The sequence below is a fragment of the Vogesella oryzagri genome, from assembly GCF_040148885.1.
Classification (GTDB): Bacteria; Pseudomonadota; Gammaproteobacteria; order Burkholderiales; family Chromobacteriaceae; genus Vogesella; species Vogesella oryzagri.
This window is the reverse complement of record NZ_JBEFLD010000001.1, coordinates 175293-189584: the sequence shown is the minus strand read 5'-3', so window position 1 is coordinate 189584 and position 14292 is coordinate 175293. Positions and strand designations below refer to the sequence as shown.

Genomic DNA, 14292 nt, shown 5'->3' with positions numbered 1-14292 from the left:
CCCGTCTTCTCCCTGACCGGGGATGCCTCTGTTGCCGAAGGCAGTGCCGCCAGCTATAGCATCAACCTCAGCGGCGCATCGCTGGTTGCCGGTCAGTCGGTCACCTTCCAGATCGGCACTGGCCTCCAGCTCGACACCGCTACCGAAGGGGTCGACTACAACTCCGAAGACGGCACCCTGACTGTGACGGCGCCGGCTGGTGGCTGGTCAATCGGCTCAGTCATTGCAAACTTCAGCGTCGTTACAATTGATGATACGACTTATGAGCAAAACGAGGCTTACACTGTACAGTTACTTAGCAGCTCTATTGGACAGGTAAATAACGCTGCAAATACAGTTGTCACCACCATCATCGACAACGACTTCAAACCGCCGGTGCTGTATGCCGATGGTGCCTCCTGGCAGATGAACCTGTCGCCGGATCACCAGACCTATAACCTTCGCGCCAAGGACGGCAACATCACCCTGTTTGCCAACCGCACCATCCACTGGGATATCTGGGTGGACAATGTTGCCGCCGCCGCGCTGGTGCTGAGCGCGACCTCTCTGCCGACGGGTACCAGCTACTACTACGAGAAGCTGTACACCGCCAACGGCGATACGCTGTTCCGCTTCTACCTGACCGCCGGCAATACCGACGTGGTGATGAGCCAGAACAGTGCCAGCGGCCAGTTCGATATCACGCTGTCCGGCACCACCATCAACAGCGGCACCAACGTGCACATCATCAACTCCGACGAGTACGTGCTGCCGCACAACAACTACGCCGACAACTACTCGAGCAGCTTCGACACTGGCGCGGCCAGCAGCAGCGACAACCGCGACTGGCTCAGCAGCGATACCAACGGCGGTGAGCTGGCGACCGGCAGTGCCACGCAGACCGGTCAGACGGTCGATTACCTGGCCGGGCAGGATATGTCCTACGGCACCATTGGTAACGACACCCTTTCCGGCGGTGATGGCAACGACTTCATCGACGGCCGTGCCGGCAACGACACCATCCGCGGTGGTTATGGCAACGATGTGCTGATGGGTGGGCTGGGCGACGATACCATCTACGGTGACACCACCCTGGGCGACCCGGTTGGCGGCAACGATGTGATCTACGGCGGCTTCGGCAACGACACCTTGATCGGCGGCGCCGGTTCGGATACCTTCAAGTGGGCACTGGGCGACCAGGGCCAGGCTGGGGCGCCGACCATCGACACCATCAAGGACTTCCAGACCGGTGCCGGTGGTGATGTGCTGGACCTGAAGGACCTGTTGCGCGGCGAAAACAGCAGCAACCTGACCAACTACCTGCACTTCACCAGTGATGGCACCAATACCGTGGTTCAGGTCAGCAGTGCCGGCCAGTTCAACGGCAGCAACTACGATGCCACCGCTGATCAGCGCATTGTGCTGGAAGGGGTAAACCTGACCGGCGGCGATGCAGCCATCATCGAGCAGCTGAAAAACAACACCAACCTGAAGACCGACTAAGACGGTCTGCCATGAACAAGAGCCGGCATCTGCCGGCTCTTTTTTTGTCTATCCCTTATTTATCTGCTCAAGGTTGGCCGCAAGCGCATGCAGCCAACCTTGATTAGCGCAGCGGCGCGCTGCTGCCGCGCGGCACCAGCTTGCCCTGCAGCACCACGTGACGGTGGCTGCGCGCCGGGTCTTCCAGCCGCGCCAGCAGCATGGCCATGGCGCTGCGGCCGATTTCGTCCACCGGCTGCTCGATCACCGTCAGGCCGGGGTCGATCAGGCTGGTCCACACTTCGTTGTCGAAGCCGGCCAGCGCCAGGTCGTGCGGCAGGCACAGGCCGGCAGCCTTGATGGCGCGCACCGCGCCCAGCAGGAAGATGCCGTTGCTGATCAGCAGCGCGCGCGGGCGGTTTGGTTCTGCCAGCCAGGCCGTCACCGCCGCCTCGGCCGCTTCCACACTGGGCGGTACGAAGCGCGCCGGCGATGGCAGCCCGGCGTGGTTCAGTGCCGCCACAAAGCCGGCGTGGCGCTCGGCGCCGGTGCTGCTGGTATTGCCGAACAGGCCGCCGATATCGCGGTAGCCAGCGGCCAGCAGGTGCTCCACCAGCTGCGCGGCGGCGCGGCGGTTGTCCAGCACCACCGCATCGCCATCGCCCTGCGCCGGGGTGCGGTCGATCATCACCACCGGAAAGCCCAGCGCCTCGGTATCCAGTGCCGCGGCACTGTGACGGGTGGGCGCCAGGATCACCCCGGTGACGCGCTCCTCGCGCATCAGCTTCAGATACATCGCCTCTTTTTCTGGGTCTTCGTCGGTGTTGCACAGAATCACCCGCATGCCGTTGCGATAGGCCTCGTCCTCCACCGCGCGGCTGACGGCGGTAAAGAACGGATTGCGGATATCCGACACGATCAATCCTATAGTGTCGGTGTGCTGTGAACGCAGGCGGCGCGCCGCCAGGTTGGGGCGGTAGTCCAGCTTGCTCATCGCCGCTTCCACCCGCTTGCGCACCTTGTCGCTCACCGGGCCGTTGCACAGCACGCGGGATACCGTGGACACCGACACACCAGCCAGTTCCGCTACATCCTTGATTTTTGCCATCCGCTTTCTCCGGTATCGATTGCAACCATACAAACCCAGATCAGTTGCGTTATTGGCCAAGATGTTACACCGAAATTGAAATCTTGATTGACACAAAAAATGGTATCGATTTCAATGCAGTCAAACAAATCTAGACACAGGAGACGACCACCATGTCCAGCACGCTGATTCGCCCCGAACTGGTTCGCCTTGGCGCCAGCCCGGCCAGCAAGGCCCAAGCCATCAGGGAGGCAGGCCAATTGCTGGCCACCGCCGGCCATATCGACCCGGCCTATGTCGACAGCCTGCTGGCGCGTGAGAACGTTGCCAACACTTACCTTGGTCATGGTGTCGCCATCCCGCACGGCATGATCGAAGACCGCCACCTGATCCGCAGCACCGCCATCGCCGTGCTGCAGGTGCCGGGCGGCATCGAATGGAACCCGGGGCAGACCGTGCACCTGGTGTTTGCCATCGCCGCGCAGTCCGACGAACACCTGGCGCTGCTGCGCCGCCTCACCCGCCTGCTGCAGGATGAAAGCGCGCTGGGGCGCCTGTTCGACACCGCCCACCCGGCCGATCTGCTGGCCGCACTGGAACAGCAGGCGCCTGCCGCCGCCCCGGCTGAACAGGTTGCCGACTTCGCCCATGGTTTCGACTGGGTGATGGACTACCCCAACGGCCTGCATGCCCGTCCGGCGCAGCAGTGGGTGGAAACCGCCCGCCGCTTTGCGGCCAACGTCCGCGTGCGCAAGGGGGCGGAGAGCGGCGACGGCAAAAACCTGATCGGCCTGCTGCAGCTGGGCATCGCCCACGGCGAAACCCTGCATGTATCGGCCGAAGGCCCGGATGCCACGGCACTGCTGGCCGCCTTGCAGTCGGTAATGAGCGGCCTGTCCGCCCAGGAGCAGGAACAGGCCGACAAGGCTGCCAAACAGCAACAGGTACAGGCTGGCCGCGCGCTATGGCAGCCGGCCGGCAAGCCGCTGGCGCTGGACGGCATCGCCGCCAGCCCGGGCCTGGCCATCGGCCAGCTGCGCGTGATCAAACCGGCGGTGCTGGAAGTGCCGGACCACCCGGTGCTGCTGGGCAGCGGCGGCGACCAGCTGGATGCGGCACTGGCCGCCACCCGGCTGCAGCTGCAGGACCTGGCCGCCGCCACCGGCAAGCGCATGGGTGCCGCCGAGGCCGGCATCTTCCGCGCCCAGGCCGAACTACTGAACGATACCGACCTGATCACCCTCACCTGCCAGCTGATGGTGGAAGGCCACGGTGTGGCCTGGGCCTGGCACCAGGCGGTAAGTCGCCTGGCCGAGCGCCTGGCCGCGCTGGGCAACCCGCTGCTGGCCGCGCGCGCCGCCGACCTGCGCGATGTGGGCCTGCGCGTGCTGGACCAGCTGGCACCGGAACTGGGCGCGCGTCGCAAGCCGCTGGATGAAGGCGACCAGCTGATCATTGCCGCCGCCGACCTCACCCCGTCCGACACCGCCGCGCTGGACCCGCAGCGCATCATCGGCCTGTGCACCGCGCAGGGCGGCCCGTCGTCGCACACCGCCATCATCGCCCGCACCCTGGGCATGCCGGCCCTGGTGGCGCTGGGCGCCTCGCTGCTGGATCTGCCGGACGACAGTACCGCCATCATCGACGGCGATAGCGGCCGCCTGTACCTGAACGTGGACGAGGCCGATCTGGCCAGCGCCCGCCAGTGGATCGCCCGCCAGCAGGAAGCCGCCAAGAAGGCCGCCGCCGCCGCCATGGCCCCGGCCACCACCCAGGACGGCAAGCGCATCGAGGTGGCGGCCAACGCCAACCACCCGGAGCAGGCCGCCGCCGCAGTGAAGGCCGGCGCCGAGGGCGTGGGCCTGATGCGCACCGAGTTCCTGTACCTGGAGCGCGACAGCGCCCCCAGCGAAGACGAGCAGTACCAGACCTACCGCGGCATGCTGGACGCGCTGCAGGGCAAGCCGCTGATCATCCGCACCCTGGACATCGGCGGTGACAAGCAGGTGCCGTACCTCAACCTGCCGCACGAGGAAAACCCGTTCCTGGGCGTGCGCGGCGTGCGCCTGCTGCTGCGCCGCCCGGACCTGCTGGAGCCGCAGCTGCGCGCCATCTACCGCGCCGCCAGCCACGGCCCGCTGTCCATCATGTTCCCGATGATCACCAGCCTGGACGAAGTGAAAGCGCTACGTGCGGTATGCGAGCGCATCCGCCAGACGTTGGCCGCACCGGAAGTGCCGCTGGGCATCATGGTGGAAGTGCCGGCGGCGGTGGCGATGGCCGACCAGCTGGCCGAACACGTCGACTTCTTCTCCATCGGCACCAATGACCTGACGCAGTACGTGCTGGCCATCGACCGCCAGCACCCGGAGCTGGCGCGCGAAGCCGATGCGCTGCACCCGGCGGTGCTGCGCATGATCCGCCAGACAGTGGAAGGCGCCAGCCGCCACAACCGCTGGGTGGGCGTGTGCGGCGGCATCGCCGGCGACCCGCTGGGCGCCGCCATCCTGGCCGGTCTGGGCGTGCAGGAGCTGTCGATGAGCCAGCGCGACATTGCCAATGTGAAAGCCATGCTGCGCCGCTGCAGCAGCGGCCACCTCGCCCGCCTGGCCGCCGACGCGCTGCGCTGCCCGGACGTGGGCGCGGTGCGCGCGCTGGCCGCCCGCCTGGATTCGGTACTGGAAGAGGTGGAGGCATGAGCCGCCAGGTGCTGACCATCACGCTGAACCCGGCGCTGGATCACACCATCAGCCTCGCCAGCCTCAACGTTGGCCGCGTCAACGTGGCGCAGGCATCGGCGCAGACCCCGGGCGGCAAGGGCGTGAACGTAGCCAGCTGCCTGGCGGACTGGGGCGTACCGGTGATGGCCAGCGGCCTGTTGGGCCGCGACAACGCCGGCCCCTTTGTCAGCCTGTTCGAGGACAAGGGCATCGCCGACCGCTTTCTGCGCCTGCCCGGCAACACCCGCACCAACATCAAGCTGGTGGCGCAGGACACGCTGGACACCACCGACATCAATCTGCCGGGGGTGGACGTACCGGACAACGCGCTGCCGCAGCTGATCGAGCAACTGCAGCATCTGGTGGAAGACGGCCAGATCGTGGTGGTGGCCGGCAGCCTGCCGCCGGCGCTGCAGCCGGCCGGCTATCTGCCGCTGCTGCGCGAGCTGCAGGCGCTGGGCGCCGAAGTGGTACTGGACACCAGCGGCGACGCGCTGGCGCAGGTGCTGGCACAGGACGAGGCCCTGCCGGCAATGATCAAGCCCAACCGCCACGAGCTGGAAGACTGGGTCGGCCGCGCGCTGCCCACCGTGGCCGAGGTGGCCGCCGAGGCGCGCGCGCTCAACCAGCGTGGCATCGCCACCGTGGTGGTGTCGCTGGGCGGCGACGGCGCACTGCTGTCCACCCGCCAGGATGGCTGCTGGCTGGCCAGCCCGCTCGCCATCACCCCGGTCAGCACCGTAGGTGCCGGCGATGCGCTGGTGGCTGGCATGGTAGCGGCACGTCACCACGACGCTCCCTGGCCGCAGGCGCTGCGACTGGGCACCGCCTTTGCCGCCGCCAAGCTGCAAAGGTTGGGGCCGCACCTGCCGCCGCGGGCGGAAGTGAAAGCCTTGCTGGAACAAGTACAGCTGCAGGCTGTGTAGGCCGGCAACTGCATCGCATGCGGCCAACCTTGGGCTGCAGCGCAAGAGATTCATCAGGATTACTCCGGCTCGTACCGCCCCCTACAACACACCGGGCGGGCCGGACATTTCAGGGCGCCTCGCAAAACCCGGCTTTCACGCGGGGGTTGCCAAGCGTTCTACAGCAGCACAACGAGAGGAGACATACATGTCAACACTGCTGGCCGTACTCACCTGCCCCGAGCGCAGCACCCAGAGCCTGCTGGCCGCGGAAGCACTGCGCAAGGCTGCCAAACAGCTCGGGCAGGCCATCCGTATCGAAACCCATACCGCGCAGGGCGTGCAGGATCCGCTGAGCGAGGCGGAAGTCTCCGCCGCGCAGCAGGTGATCCGCGTCGGCGCCAGCGGCAGCGATGCCCGCTTTGCCGGCAAACGCGAGCACCTGGCCGCGCTGGAAGCGGTGCTGGCCGACCCGCAGGCGGTGCTGGGCGCCGCGCTGGGCGCCGCACCGGTGGCCGCCGCCGCCAGCCAGACACTGTCCATCGTCGCCATTACCTCCTGCCCCACCGGCATCGCCCACACCTTCATGGCGGCCGAAGGCCTGACCGGCGCCGCAGAGGCACTGGGCCACCGCATCAAGGTGGAAACCCAGGGCTCGGTCGGCTCGCAGAACACCCTGTCCGCTGCCGACATCGCCGGCGCCGATCTGGTGATTATCGCCGCCGACACCCAGGTGGACACCAGCCGCTTTGCCGGCAAGCGCGTGTTCATGAGCGGCACCAAGGCTGCGATCAACGATGGCAAGGCGCTGATCAACAACGCCAACGCCAGCGCCAGGCTGCAGGCTGCCACCGCCGGTGGCCAGGGCAGCGGCAATGCGGCAGCCGGCGCGGCCACGGGCAGCAAGGAACGCAGCGGTGCCTACAAACACCTGATGACCGGCGTATCGTTCATGCTGCCGTTCGTGGTGACCGGCGGCCTGCTGATCGCACTGGGTTTTGCGCTGGGCGGCATCTATGTGTTTGACGATGCGCACAAGGGCACGCTGGGCTGGACGCTGTTCAACATCGGCGCCAAGGCGTCGTTTGCGCTGATGGTGCCGATCCTGGCCGGCTATATCGCCTACTCCATCGCCGACCGTCCGGGCATCGCCCCGGGCATGGCCGGCGGCATGATTGCCGGCGCCATCGGCTCCGGCTTCCTCGGCGGCATCGTCGCCGGCTTCATTGCCGGCTACGCGGTGAAATACCTGAACGAGAAGATCCAGCTGGGCCGCAACTTCGACGGTCTCAAGCCGGTGCTGATCCTGCCGCTGCTGGGCACCACCATCGTCGGCCTGCTGATGTACTACGTGCTGGGCCAGCCGGTAGCGGCGGCGCTGGGCGTGGTCACCGAATGGCTGAAAGGCCTGCAGGGCAGCAGCGCGCTGGTGCTGGGCATGATCCTGGGCGGCATGATGGCGTTCGACATGGGTGGCCCGATCAACAAGGCAGCCTACACCTTCGCTACCGGCCTGATTGCCAGCCAGGTATACGGCCCGATGGCGGCAGTGATGGCCGCCGGCATGACCCCGCCGCTGGGCATCGCGCTGGCCGCGGTACTGTTCAAGAACCGCTTCAGCGCCGATGAGCGCGAAGGCGCCAAAGCCGCTGGCGTGCTGGGTATCTCCTTCATCACCGAAGGCGCCATCCCGTTTGCCGCCAAGGATCCGCTGCGCGTGATCCCGTCGCTGGTGGCCGGCTCGGCACTGGCCGGTGCCATCTCCATGGCCGCCGGTTGCGAACTGCGCGTGCCGCACGGTGGCGTGTTCGTACTGCCGATCCCCAATGCGGTGACCAATCTGGGCATGTACATCGTGGCGCTGCTGGCCGGTACCGCGCTTTCCGCCGTGTTGCTGGGGGTGTTGAAGAAGACCCCGGATGCGGCCAACGTCTAAGTTTCTCTCCCAACCTGCCCTCGCAGGCCCGGCCCGTGCGCCTTGATGGCGCCGGGCCTTTTTTTTGTCCGACAACCGCCCACTGGCGGGTGACCAAGCCAAACCAATTACATACAATGCAGTCTGTTACGCCGCCCGCATCCCATACGCCAAGGAACATTCCATGCCACTGAGTTACCAGATACGTGACACGGAAGCCAGCATCCACATCCGTGGCCATTTCAACTTCTCCCTGCACGGCGATTTCCGCGCCGCCTGCCATGCCATCATGGCCAGTCCGCAGGTGACATGCGTAGACATCGATTTGCAGGACACTGAGTATCTCGACAGCTCGGCACTGGGCATGCTGCTGGTGCTGCGCGAGCAGCTCAGTCCGCGCGGGATAAAACTGCTGATCACCAACACCCGGCCCGGCATCCGCCAGATTCTGGCCATTGCCCGCTTCGAAAAATTCTTCCTGATTGACTGAGAGCCCGCCCATGCGTCAGCTGAACGTGCTGGTTGTCGACGACAGCAAGGTGAACCGACTGGTCATTGCCCGCGTCATCAGCCAGCGCGGCCACCACGTGATCGAAGCGGCCAACGGTGCCGAAGCGCTGGCCCGCTGTGAGGAACAGCTGCCGGACCTGATCCTGATGGACGTGATCATGCCGGTGATGGACGGCCTGACCGCTACCCAGCGGCTACGCGAGCGCTACAACAAGCAATGGATCCCCATCATCTTCCTGACCGGCAAGTCCGAGCAGGAAGACGTGCTGGCCGGTCTGGCGGCCGGCGGCGACGACTACCTGGCCAAACCGGTGGATACCAAGCTGCTGACCGCCAAGATCCGCGTAATGGCGCGCATTGCCGAAATGCAGCAGCGCATCACCCAGGATGCCAAGCGGCTGGAAGCCTACTACCACGCCAACCAGATGGAACAGCAGCTGGCCGAGCACGTACTGAACAACCTGTACGGCGACCAGCAAGACACGGGCATCGAGCAGTGGATCAAGCCCACGGTGCAGTTCAGCGGCGACATCATCACCGCCGCCAAATCGCCGGCCGACACTCTGCACATCATGCTGGCCGACAGCACTGGCCACGGCCTGGCCGCCGCCATTGCCTGCCTGCCGGCCGCCACGGTGTTCTACGCCATGACGCAAAAGGGCTTCGGCATCCATGCCATCGCCCGCGAGATCAACAAGAAGCTCAAGCAGCAGCTGCCGGTGGGGCGCTTCGTGGCCGCCACGCTGGTTGCCATCGCGCCGCAGGAACGCACCGTCACGGTGTGGAACGGCGGCATTCCGTTTGCCGGCTTCATCAACGAGCAGGGCGAGCTGAGCAAGCGTTTTGTCTCGACACACCCGCCGCTGGGCATCCTGCCCAATGCCGCGTTCGATCCGGCGGTGGAGGTGTACCGCTGGCAGCAGCCGGGCCGGCTGCTGATCTGTTCCGACGGTCTGACCGAAGCCCGCAGCGCCGATGGCCAGCTGCTGGCCATCGAGCGCCTGACCGCGCTGCTGGCCGCCCCGCTGCCGGCGCCGGTCATCGCCCCGCTGGCGCAGCTGGTCAACCGCCACCTGGGCCGTAACGAGAACGTGGACGACATCTCGCTGGTGGTGGCTCCGTGCAGCAACGACCACCACACCCCGCCGGCCAGCCCGCAGCCCCACGGCGTTACCCAGCTGGACAGCTGGGAGATCCGGCTGGGCTTTGGCCCCAAGGAGCTGCGCGACGACCAGGGCATGCCCACCTTGCTGGGCTGGCTCAACCAGATCGGCCTCAACGAAAGCCAGTTCAGCGACATGCTGGTGGTGCTTACCGAACTGTTCAGCAATGCGCTGGATCACGGCGTGCTGCAGCTGGACTCCAGTGACAAGCATTCCAGCGATGGCTTTGCCCGCTATCTGGAGCAGCGCCAACAGCGTCTGAGCGCGCTGCAGCAAGGGCGTATCGATGTTGCCATGCGCCGCGATGGCAACCTGCTGCGTCTATCGGTACAGGACAGCGGCAACGGTTTCGACCTGTCGCAGCTGCCAACGGACTGCGAGCACGACGCGCCCTACGGCCGTGGCATCACCCTGGTACGCCGCCTGTGCCAGCAGGTGCAATTCCAGCAAGGCGGCAGCCGCGTGGACGTGAGCTACCTGCTGTAAGCCCTGCCCCGCCTACCCTTTGCCTCGCCGGGCTGTCCCGGCCATTTGCCATCATGCCGTTTACCCTGCAACACGCCGGCCATGCCGAGCTGGATATCAAGAAAAGCCGTTTCCTTGCCTGTGTGGAGCCGATGCGCGACCGCGCGGCGGCACTGCTGCGCGTGGCGGAGCTGAAGGCGGCCCACCCCGCCGCCGCCCACGTGTGCTGGGCGCTGCTGGCCGGCGGCCACAGTGCGGCCAACGATGACGGCGAACCGTCCGGCACCGCCGGGCGGCCGATGCTGGAAGTGCTGCGTCATCAGGAGCTGGAAGGGGTGCTGGCCACCGTGGTGCGTTACTACGGCGGCGTCAAACTGGGGGCGGGCGGCCTGGTGCGCGCCTACACCGACAGCGTGGCACGCGCGCTGGACGGCGTGCCGCGCACCGAGCTGCAACGCCTGCTGACCCTGCGCTGCCAGCTGCCCTACGCCCTGGAAGGCCCGGCGCGCCGACAGCTGCAGAAACACGCGGCCACGCTGGGCAACGTGACCCACGATGCGCTGGTGAGCCTGGAATTCACCACCACCGAACGCGACGCCACGGCACTGCGCCAGGCGCTGGAAGACAGCTGCCACGGCCAGCTGCAATGGCTAGAGCCGCCGCAGGATTAAGCGCGGCGGGAACGCATGCACCTGCCGCAAACGGCGGTGCTGGCAAGCAGACGCGCCAGCCGGCCTGTCGCCTGCGGCCAACCTTTGGCCGGCTTGCCGCCAAGTGCCATCAGGGCAGGCGTCCCTTCTGCTGGCGGTAGGCCACCACCGCCTGCACCAGGTCGGCAATCGAGCGCGCGCCCATCTTGTCCATCATCTTGCCGCGGTGCGCTTCCACCGTCTTGATGCTGATACCCAGGTCGTCGGCAATCACCTTGTTCATCTTGCCTTCGATCACCCGCTCCAGCACCTCGCGTTCGCGCGCGGTCAGCGTCGCCAGCCGCGTCTCGCACTGCTGCACGCCGCTTTCGCTCTGGCGCACGCTTTCCGCCGTCGCCAGCGCGCTGTCCACCGCGGCCAGCAGTGCCTCCTGGTTGAACGGCTTTTCCAGGAAGTCATGCGCGCCGCGCTTCACCGCCTGCACTGCCATCGGCACGTCGCCATGCCCGGTGATGAAGATCACCGGCCACAGGTTGCCGCGCGCCTGCAGCTCTTCGTACAGCTGCAGCCCACTCATGCCGGGCATGCGGATATCCAGGATCAGGCAGCCGCTGCCCTGCCCCGGCTGGTAGCTGGCGAGGAAGCCCTCGGCGCTGTCGTGGCAGACCACCTGGTAATCGTGGCTTTCCAGCAGCCACAGCAGCGAGTCGCGAAACGCCTCGTCGTCGTCGACGATATGAATGCGGATGGTTGTGCGTGTCATGGTTGGTACACCGGCAAGGTGAAGCGGAAAATGGTACCACCCAGCGGGTGATCTTCCACTGAGAGTTGACCCTGATGAAACTCCACGATGGAACGGCAGATATTCAGGCCCATGCCCATGCCGTCGCTCTTGGTGGTAAAGAAGGCGTCGAACAGCTGCGACTTGATGTCGTCCGGCACGCCGTGGCCGCGGTCGACAATCGCCAGCTCGATGCGCTTGCTGTTCTGGCGCTGCACCGACAGCTCCAGCTGGCGCTCGGCCGGCGGCAGCTGCTGCATCGCCTCCATGCCGTTTTTCAGCAGGTTGAGCAGCACCTGTTCGATCAGGATCGGATCGACATGCACCGGCGGCAGGCCGCTGGCCAGGTGCACGTTGATGGTGCTGGCCAGCCGCCGCGCCTCGATGTCGGCAATCGCCAGCGCCGCCTCGATGATGTCGGCGATGTCCACCGCCTTGCGCACCGGCTCGCTCTGCTTCACGAACTCGCGCACCCGGCGCACGATCTTGCCGGCGCGCTCGGCCTGGGCGGTAATTTTCTCCATCACCGGGATCAGCGTCTCGGCGGTGGCCTTGCCCTGACGCAGCCGCTCCACGCAGCCGGCCTGGTAGTTGGCGATGGCCGACAGCGGCTGGTTCAGCTCGTGCGCCAGCGTGGACGCCATCTCGCCCATGGTGATCAGCCGCGAGGTGGCCTGCAGCTTGAGCATCTGCTCGTCGTAGCGCTGTTCCGCCGCACGCTGCTCGGTGATGTCGGTGAGGATCAGCATCTGCGCCGCCTCGCCGTCCACCCAGCGCAGCGGGCGGGTGCGCAGCAGGCACCAGCGCGCCGGCTCGTCCAGCCAGATTTCCTGCTCGCTGCTGGCATGGCGCAGCAGGCGGTACAGCCGCAGGTCGCAGTATTCGTTGCCGCTGTCGTCCCCCCCCGCGGCCAACCATTCGCGGTAGCGGTGGTTGCAGAACAGCAGCTGCTGGCTGCTGGCGCGCACCACTGCCACCGCAGCGTCCAGCCCTTCGATCACCGCGATGAAGCGTTCGTTGGCGTCTTCCAGCTGCTGCTGCGCCTCGCGTTTTTCCGTCATGTCGGTCAGCGCCGCCATCCAGCCGGTCTGCTGGCCATCGGCATCGATCAGCGGCGACACCAGCAGCTGGCCGTAGAAACGCTCGCCGCCCTTGCGCTGCATCACCGATTCGAACAGCTGCTGGGTATGCTCGCCGGACAGCGTCTGGCGCAGCACGTCGTAGTTGTAGGAGGCGATGTCCGGCGCCCAGTACGGGTACGGCGGGCGCAGGCCGATCAGCTCATGCTCGCCGAAGCCGGTAATGCGGCAGAACGCCGGATTGACGTAGGTGATGGTGCCTTCCAGATCGATGGCGCGGATGCCCACCACCAGCGAATCCTCCATCGCCTTGCGGTACATGTACTCGTGGCGCAGCGCCAGCTCGGCCTGTTTCTGCGCGGTGATGTCGCGGCCGGACAGGTAGATCACGCCGCTATCCGGCAGCGGGCTCAGCGCCCAGGCCAGCAGCAGAGTGTCACCGCCGCGGTTGATGACGCGGGTCTCCAGATAGTGGTCGACGCTGCCAGCCTCCAGCAGCCGGCGCAACATCTGCCGGATGTTGTCGCGCTGCTCCGGGTGCAGGTAGCTTAAAAACGAGGTGCCAACCAGTTGCTCCGCCGGGTAGCCGAGGCCGGCGACGAAGGCCGGGTTGACGTGCAGCAGGGTGCTGTCCTCGCGCATCACCCCCAGCCATTCGCGCGACAGGGTGTAGACGCGGTCGCGCTCGCGCTCGGCGGCCACCCGGCGGCGGATGTGGCGCGACAGGCTGAACAGGCTCAGCAGGGTCAGCACCGACAGGCCGGCGATCAGCCCCAGCTGGATCAGCCGGTTCTTGTCCACGCTGCTGCGCACCGGCCGTGCCAGCAGTTGCAGCGGCGTGCCGCCTAGGCGGATGCTCTGCACCACGCGGCTGGTGGTGGTGTTGTGGGCATTGCTGGCCAGGATGTCCTGGCCGCTGCCCAGCTGCAGATAGTATTTTTCGGCGAACCACGACGGTGGCACCCGCCGCACGAAGGCATTGGCCTGGTAGATGCCGATCACCATGCCGCGGAACTGGGTGTCGCGGAACACCGGCACCATCAGGTCGAAGCGCCACTCGCCGTTTTCCAGCTGGTACGGGTGGCTGAACAGCGGCCGGCCTTCGCTCTGCGCCTGCAGATAGGCCGAGGCGCTGGCGCCGGACAGGCCGGAACCGGCCGCCAGCCCGGATTCCTCGTAGGGCGCGATCCAGCGCAGGGTAAAGCTGGCATCGGCCCACACCACCGCCACCATCTCCGGGGTATTGCCGAGGAACTGCGACGCCTGTACCAGGAAGCCGGCTTCATCCAGCTCTTCGCGGCCGATGTCGCGCGCCATCTGCGCCAGCTCGCCCTGCTGGCCGTCCAGCCGCAGACGCATGGTCTGCTCCGCCCACAGCGTGTCCTTGGCCAGATCGGTGCGTTGCTGCTCGTTCTCGCGCGCGTCAAGCGTCCACAGCATCACCGCCATGGTGAGAAAGAACAGCACGATGGTGCTGTTGGGCATCAGCCGGTACAACGGGCTGCGTTTGAGCGAGGTATAGAAACGGGGGGTGCGCATGCGCTGCAAGGTTGGCC

Annotated in this window: 10 protein-coding genes; 7 read left to right on the top strand and 3 right to left on the bottom strand. The window is 66.4% G+C overall.

Features of this window, described 5'->3' with window-relative positions:
* The coding region (locus ABNW52_RS00965) for a type I secretion C-terminal target domain-containing protein (RefSeq protein WP_349582758.1) at nucleotides 1-1482 on the top strand (1482 nt) is incomplete at its 5' end.
* A gap of 103 nt (nucleotides 1483-1585) precedes the next feature.
* Here ABNW52_RS00965 and ABNW52_RS00960 read toward each other — a convergent pair.
* Nucleotides 1586-2569, bottom strand: coding sequence for a LacI family DNA-binding transcriptional regulator (locus ABNW52_RS00960; RefSeq protein ID WP_349582755.1), 984 nt, complete (start codon nucleotides 2567-2569; stop codon nucleotides 1586-1588).
* A gap of 152 nt (nucleotides 2570-2721) precedes the next feature.
* Here ABNW52_RS00960 and ptsP point away from each other — a divergent pair, with 152 nt between their 5' ends.
* The 6 genes from ptsP to ABNW52_RS00930 all read left to right on the top strand — a co-directional run bounded on the left by ptsP (nucleotide 2722) and on the right by ABNW52_RS00930 (nucleotide 10897).
* A complete protein-coding gene (gene ptsP / locus ABNW52_RS00955) occupies nucleotides 2722-5247 on the top strand; it encodes a phosphoenolpyruvate--protein phosphotransferase (protein WP_349582752.1) in 2526 nt (841 codons plus the stop codon).
* On the top strand, nucleotides 5244-6194 hold the full coding sequence (gene pfkB / locus ABNW52_RS00950) for a 1-phosphofructokinase (protein WP_349582749.1): 951 nt from the start codon (nucleotides 5244-5246) through the stop codon (nucleotides 6192-6194). Before ptsP ends, pfkB begins: the two co-directional genes overlap by 4 nt.
* A gap of 187 nt (nucleotides 6195-6381) precedes the next feature.
* Nucleotides 6382-8109, top strand: coding sequence for a fructose-specific PTS transporter subunit EIIC (locus ABNW52_RS00945; RefSeq protein WP_349582746.1), 1728 nt, complete (start codon nucleotides 6382-6384; stop codon nucleotides 8107-8109).
* Nucleotides 8110-8272: 163 nt separating this feature from the next.
* Entirely contained in the window at nucleotides 8273-8578 is a 306-nt protein-coding gene (locus ABNW52_RS00940; protein ID WP_349582743.1) for an STAS domain-containing protein, read from the top strand.
* Nucleotides 8579-8588: 10 nt separating this feature from the next.
* Nucleotides 8589-10247 carry a SpoIIE family protein phosphatase gene (locus ABNW52_RS00935; RefSeq protein WP_349582740.1) on the top strand — a complete coding sequence of 553 codons (1659 nt, stop codon included), beginning with the start codon at nucleotides 8589-8591 and terminating at the stop codon, nucleotides 10245-10247.
* A 53-nt stretch (nucleotides 10248-10300) separates the two neighbouring features.
* Nucleotides 10301-10897, top strand: coding sequence for an IMPACT family protein (locus ABNW52_RS00930; RefSeq protein WP_349582737.1), 597 nt, complete (start codon nucleotides 10301-10303; stop codon nucleotides 10895-10897).
* A gap of 109 nt (nucleotides 10898-11006) precedes the next feature.
* Here ABNW52_RS00930 and ABNW52_RS00925 read toward each other — a convergent pair whose 3' ends face one another.
* Together ABNW52_RS00925 and ABNW52_RS00920 are read right to left on the bottom strand one after the other, a co-directional pair.
* Complete coding sequence (locus tag ABNW52_RS00925; RefSeq protein ID WP_349582734.1) at nucleotides 11007-11639, bottom strand: response regulator transcription factor; 633 nt, start codon at nucleotides 11637-11639, stop codon at nucleotides 11007-11009.
* Nucleotides 11636-14275: a PAS domain-containing sensor histidine kinase gene (locus ABNW52_RS00920; RefSeq protein ID WP_349582731.1), complete on the bottom strand. Its 2640-nt coding sequence runs from the start codon at nucleotides 14273-14275 to the stop codon at nucleotides 11636-11638. The genes ABNW52_RS00925 and ABNW52_RS00920 overlap by 4 nt, the downstream gene beginning before the upstream one ends.
* Nucleotides 14276-14292 lie beyond the last annotated feature (17 nt).

Excerpts from the sequence above, each read along its gene's own strand:
- ABNW52_RS00960 (WP_349582755.1), bottom strand. The coding sequence starts at position 2,569 with ATGGCAAAAATCAAGGATGTAGCGGAACTGGCTGGTGTGTCGGTGTCC.
- ptsP (WP_349582752.1), top strand. The coding sequence starts at position 2,722 with ATGTCCAGCACGCTGATTCGCCCCGAACTGGTTCGCCTTGGCGCCAGC.
- pfkB (WP_349582749.1), top strand. The coding sequence starts at position 5,244 with ATGAGCCGCCAGGTGCTGACCATCACGCTGAACCCGGCGCTGGATCAC.
- ABNW52_RS00945 (WP_349582746.1), top strand. The coding sequence starts at position 6,382 with ATGTCAACACTGCTGGCCGTACTCACCTGCCCCGAGCGCAGCACCCAG.
- ABNW52_RS00940 (WP_349582743.1), top strand. The coding sequence starts at position 8,273 with ATGCCACTGAGTTACCAGATACGTGACACGGAAGCCAGCATCCACATC.
- ABNW52_RS00935 (WP_349582740.1), top strand. The coding sequence starts at position 8,589 with ATGCGTCAGCTGAACGTGCTGGTTGTCGACGACAGCAAGGTGAACCGA.
- ABNW52_RS00930 (WP_349582737.1), top strand. The coding sequence starts at position 10,301 with ATGCCGTTTACCCTGCAACACGCCGGCCATGCCGAGCTGGATATCAAG.
- ABNW52_RS00925 (WP_349582734.1), bottom strand. The coding sequence starts at position 11,639 with ATGACACGCACAACCATCCGCATTCATATCGTCGACGACGACGAGGCG.
- ABNW52_RS00920 (WP_349582731.1), bottom strand. The coding sequence starts at position 14,275 with ATGCGCACCCCCCGTTTCTATACCTCGCTCAAACGCAGCCCGTTGTAC.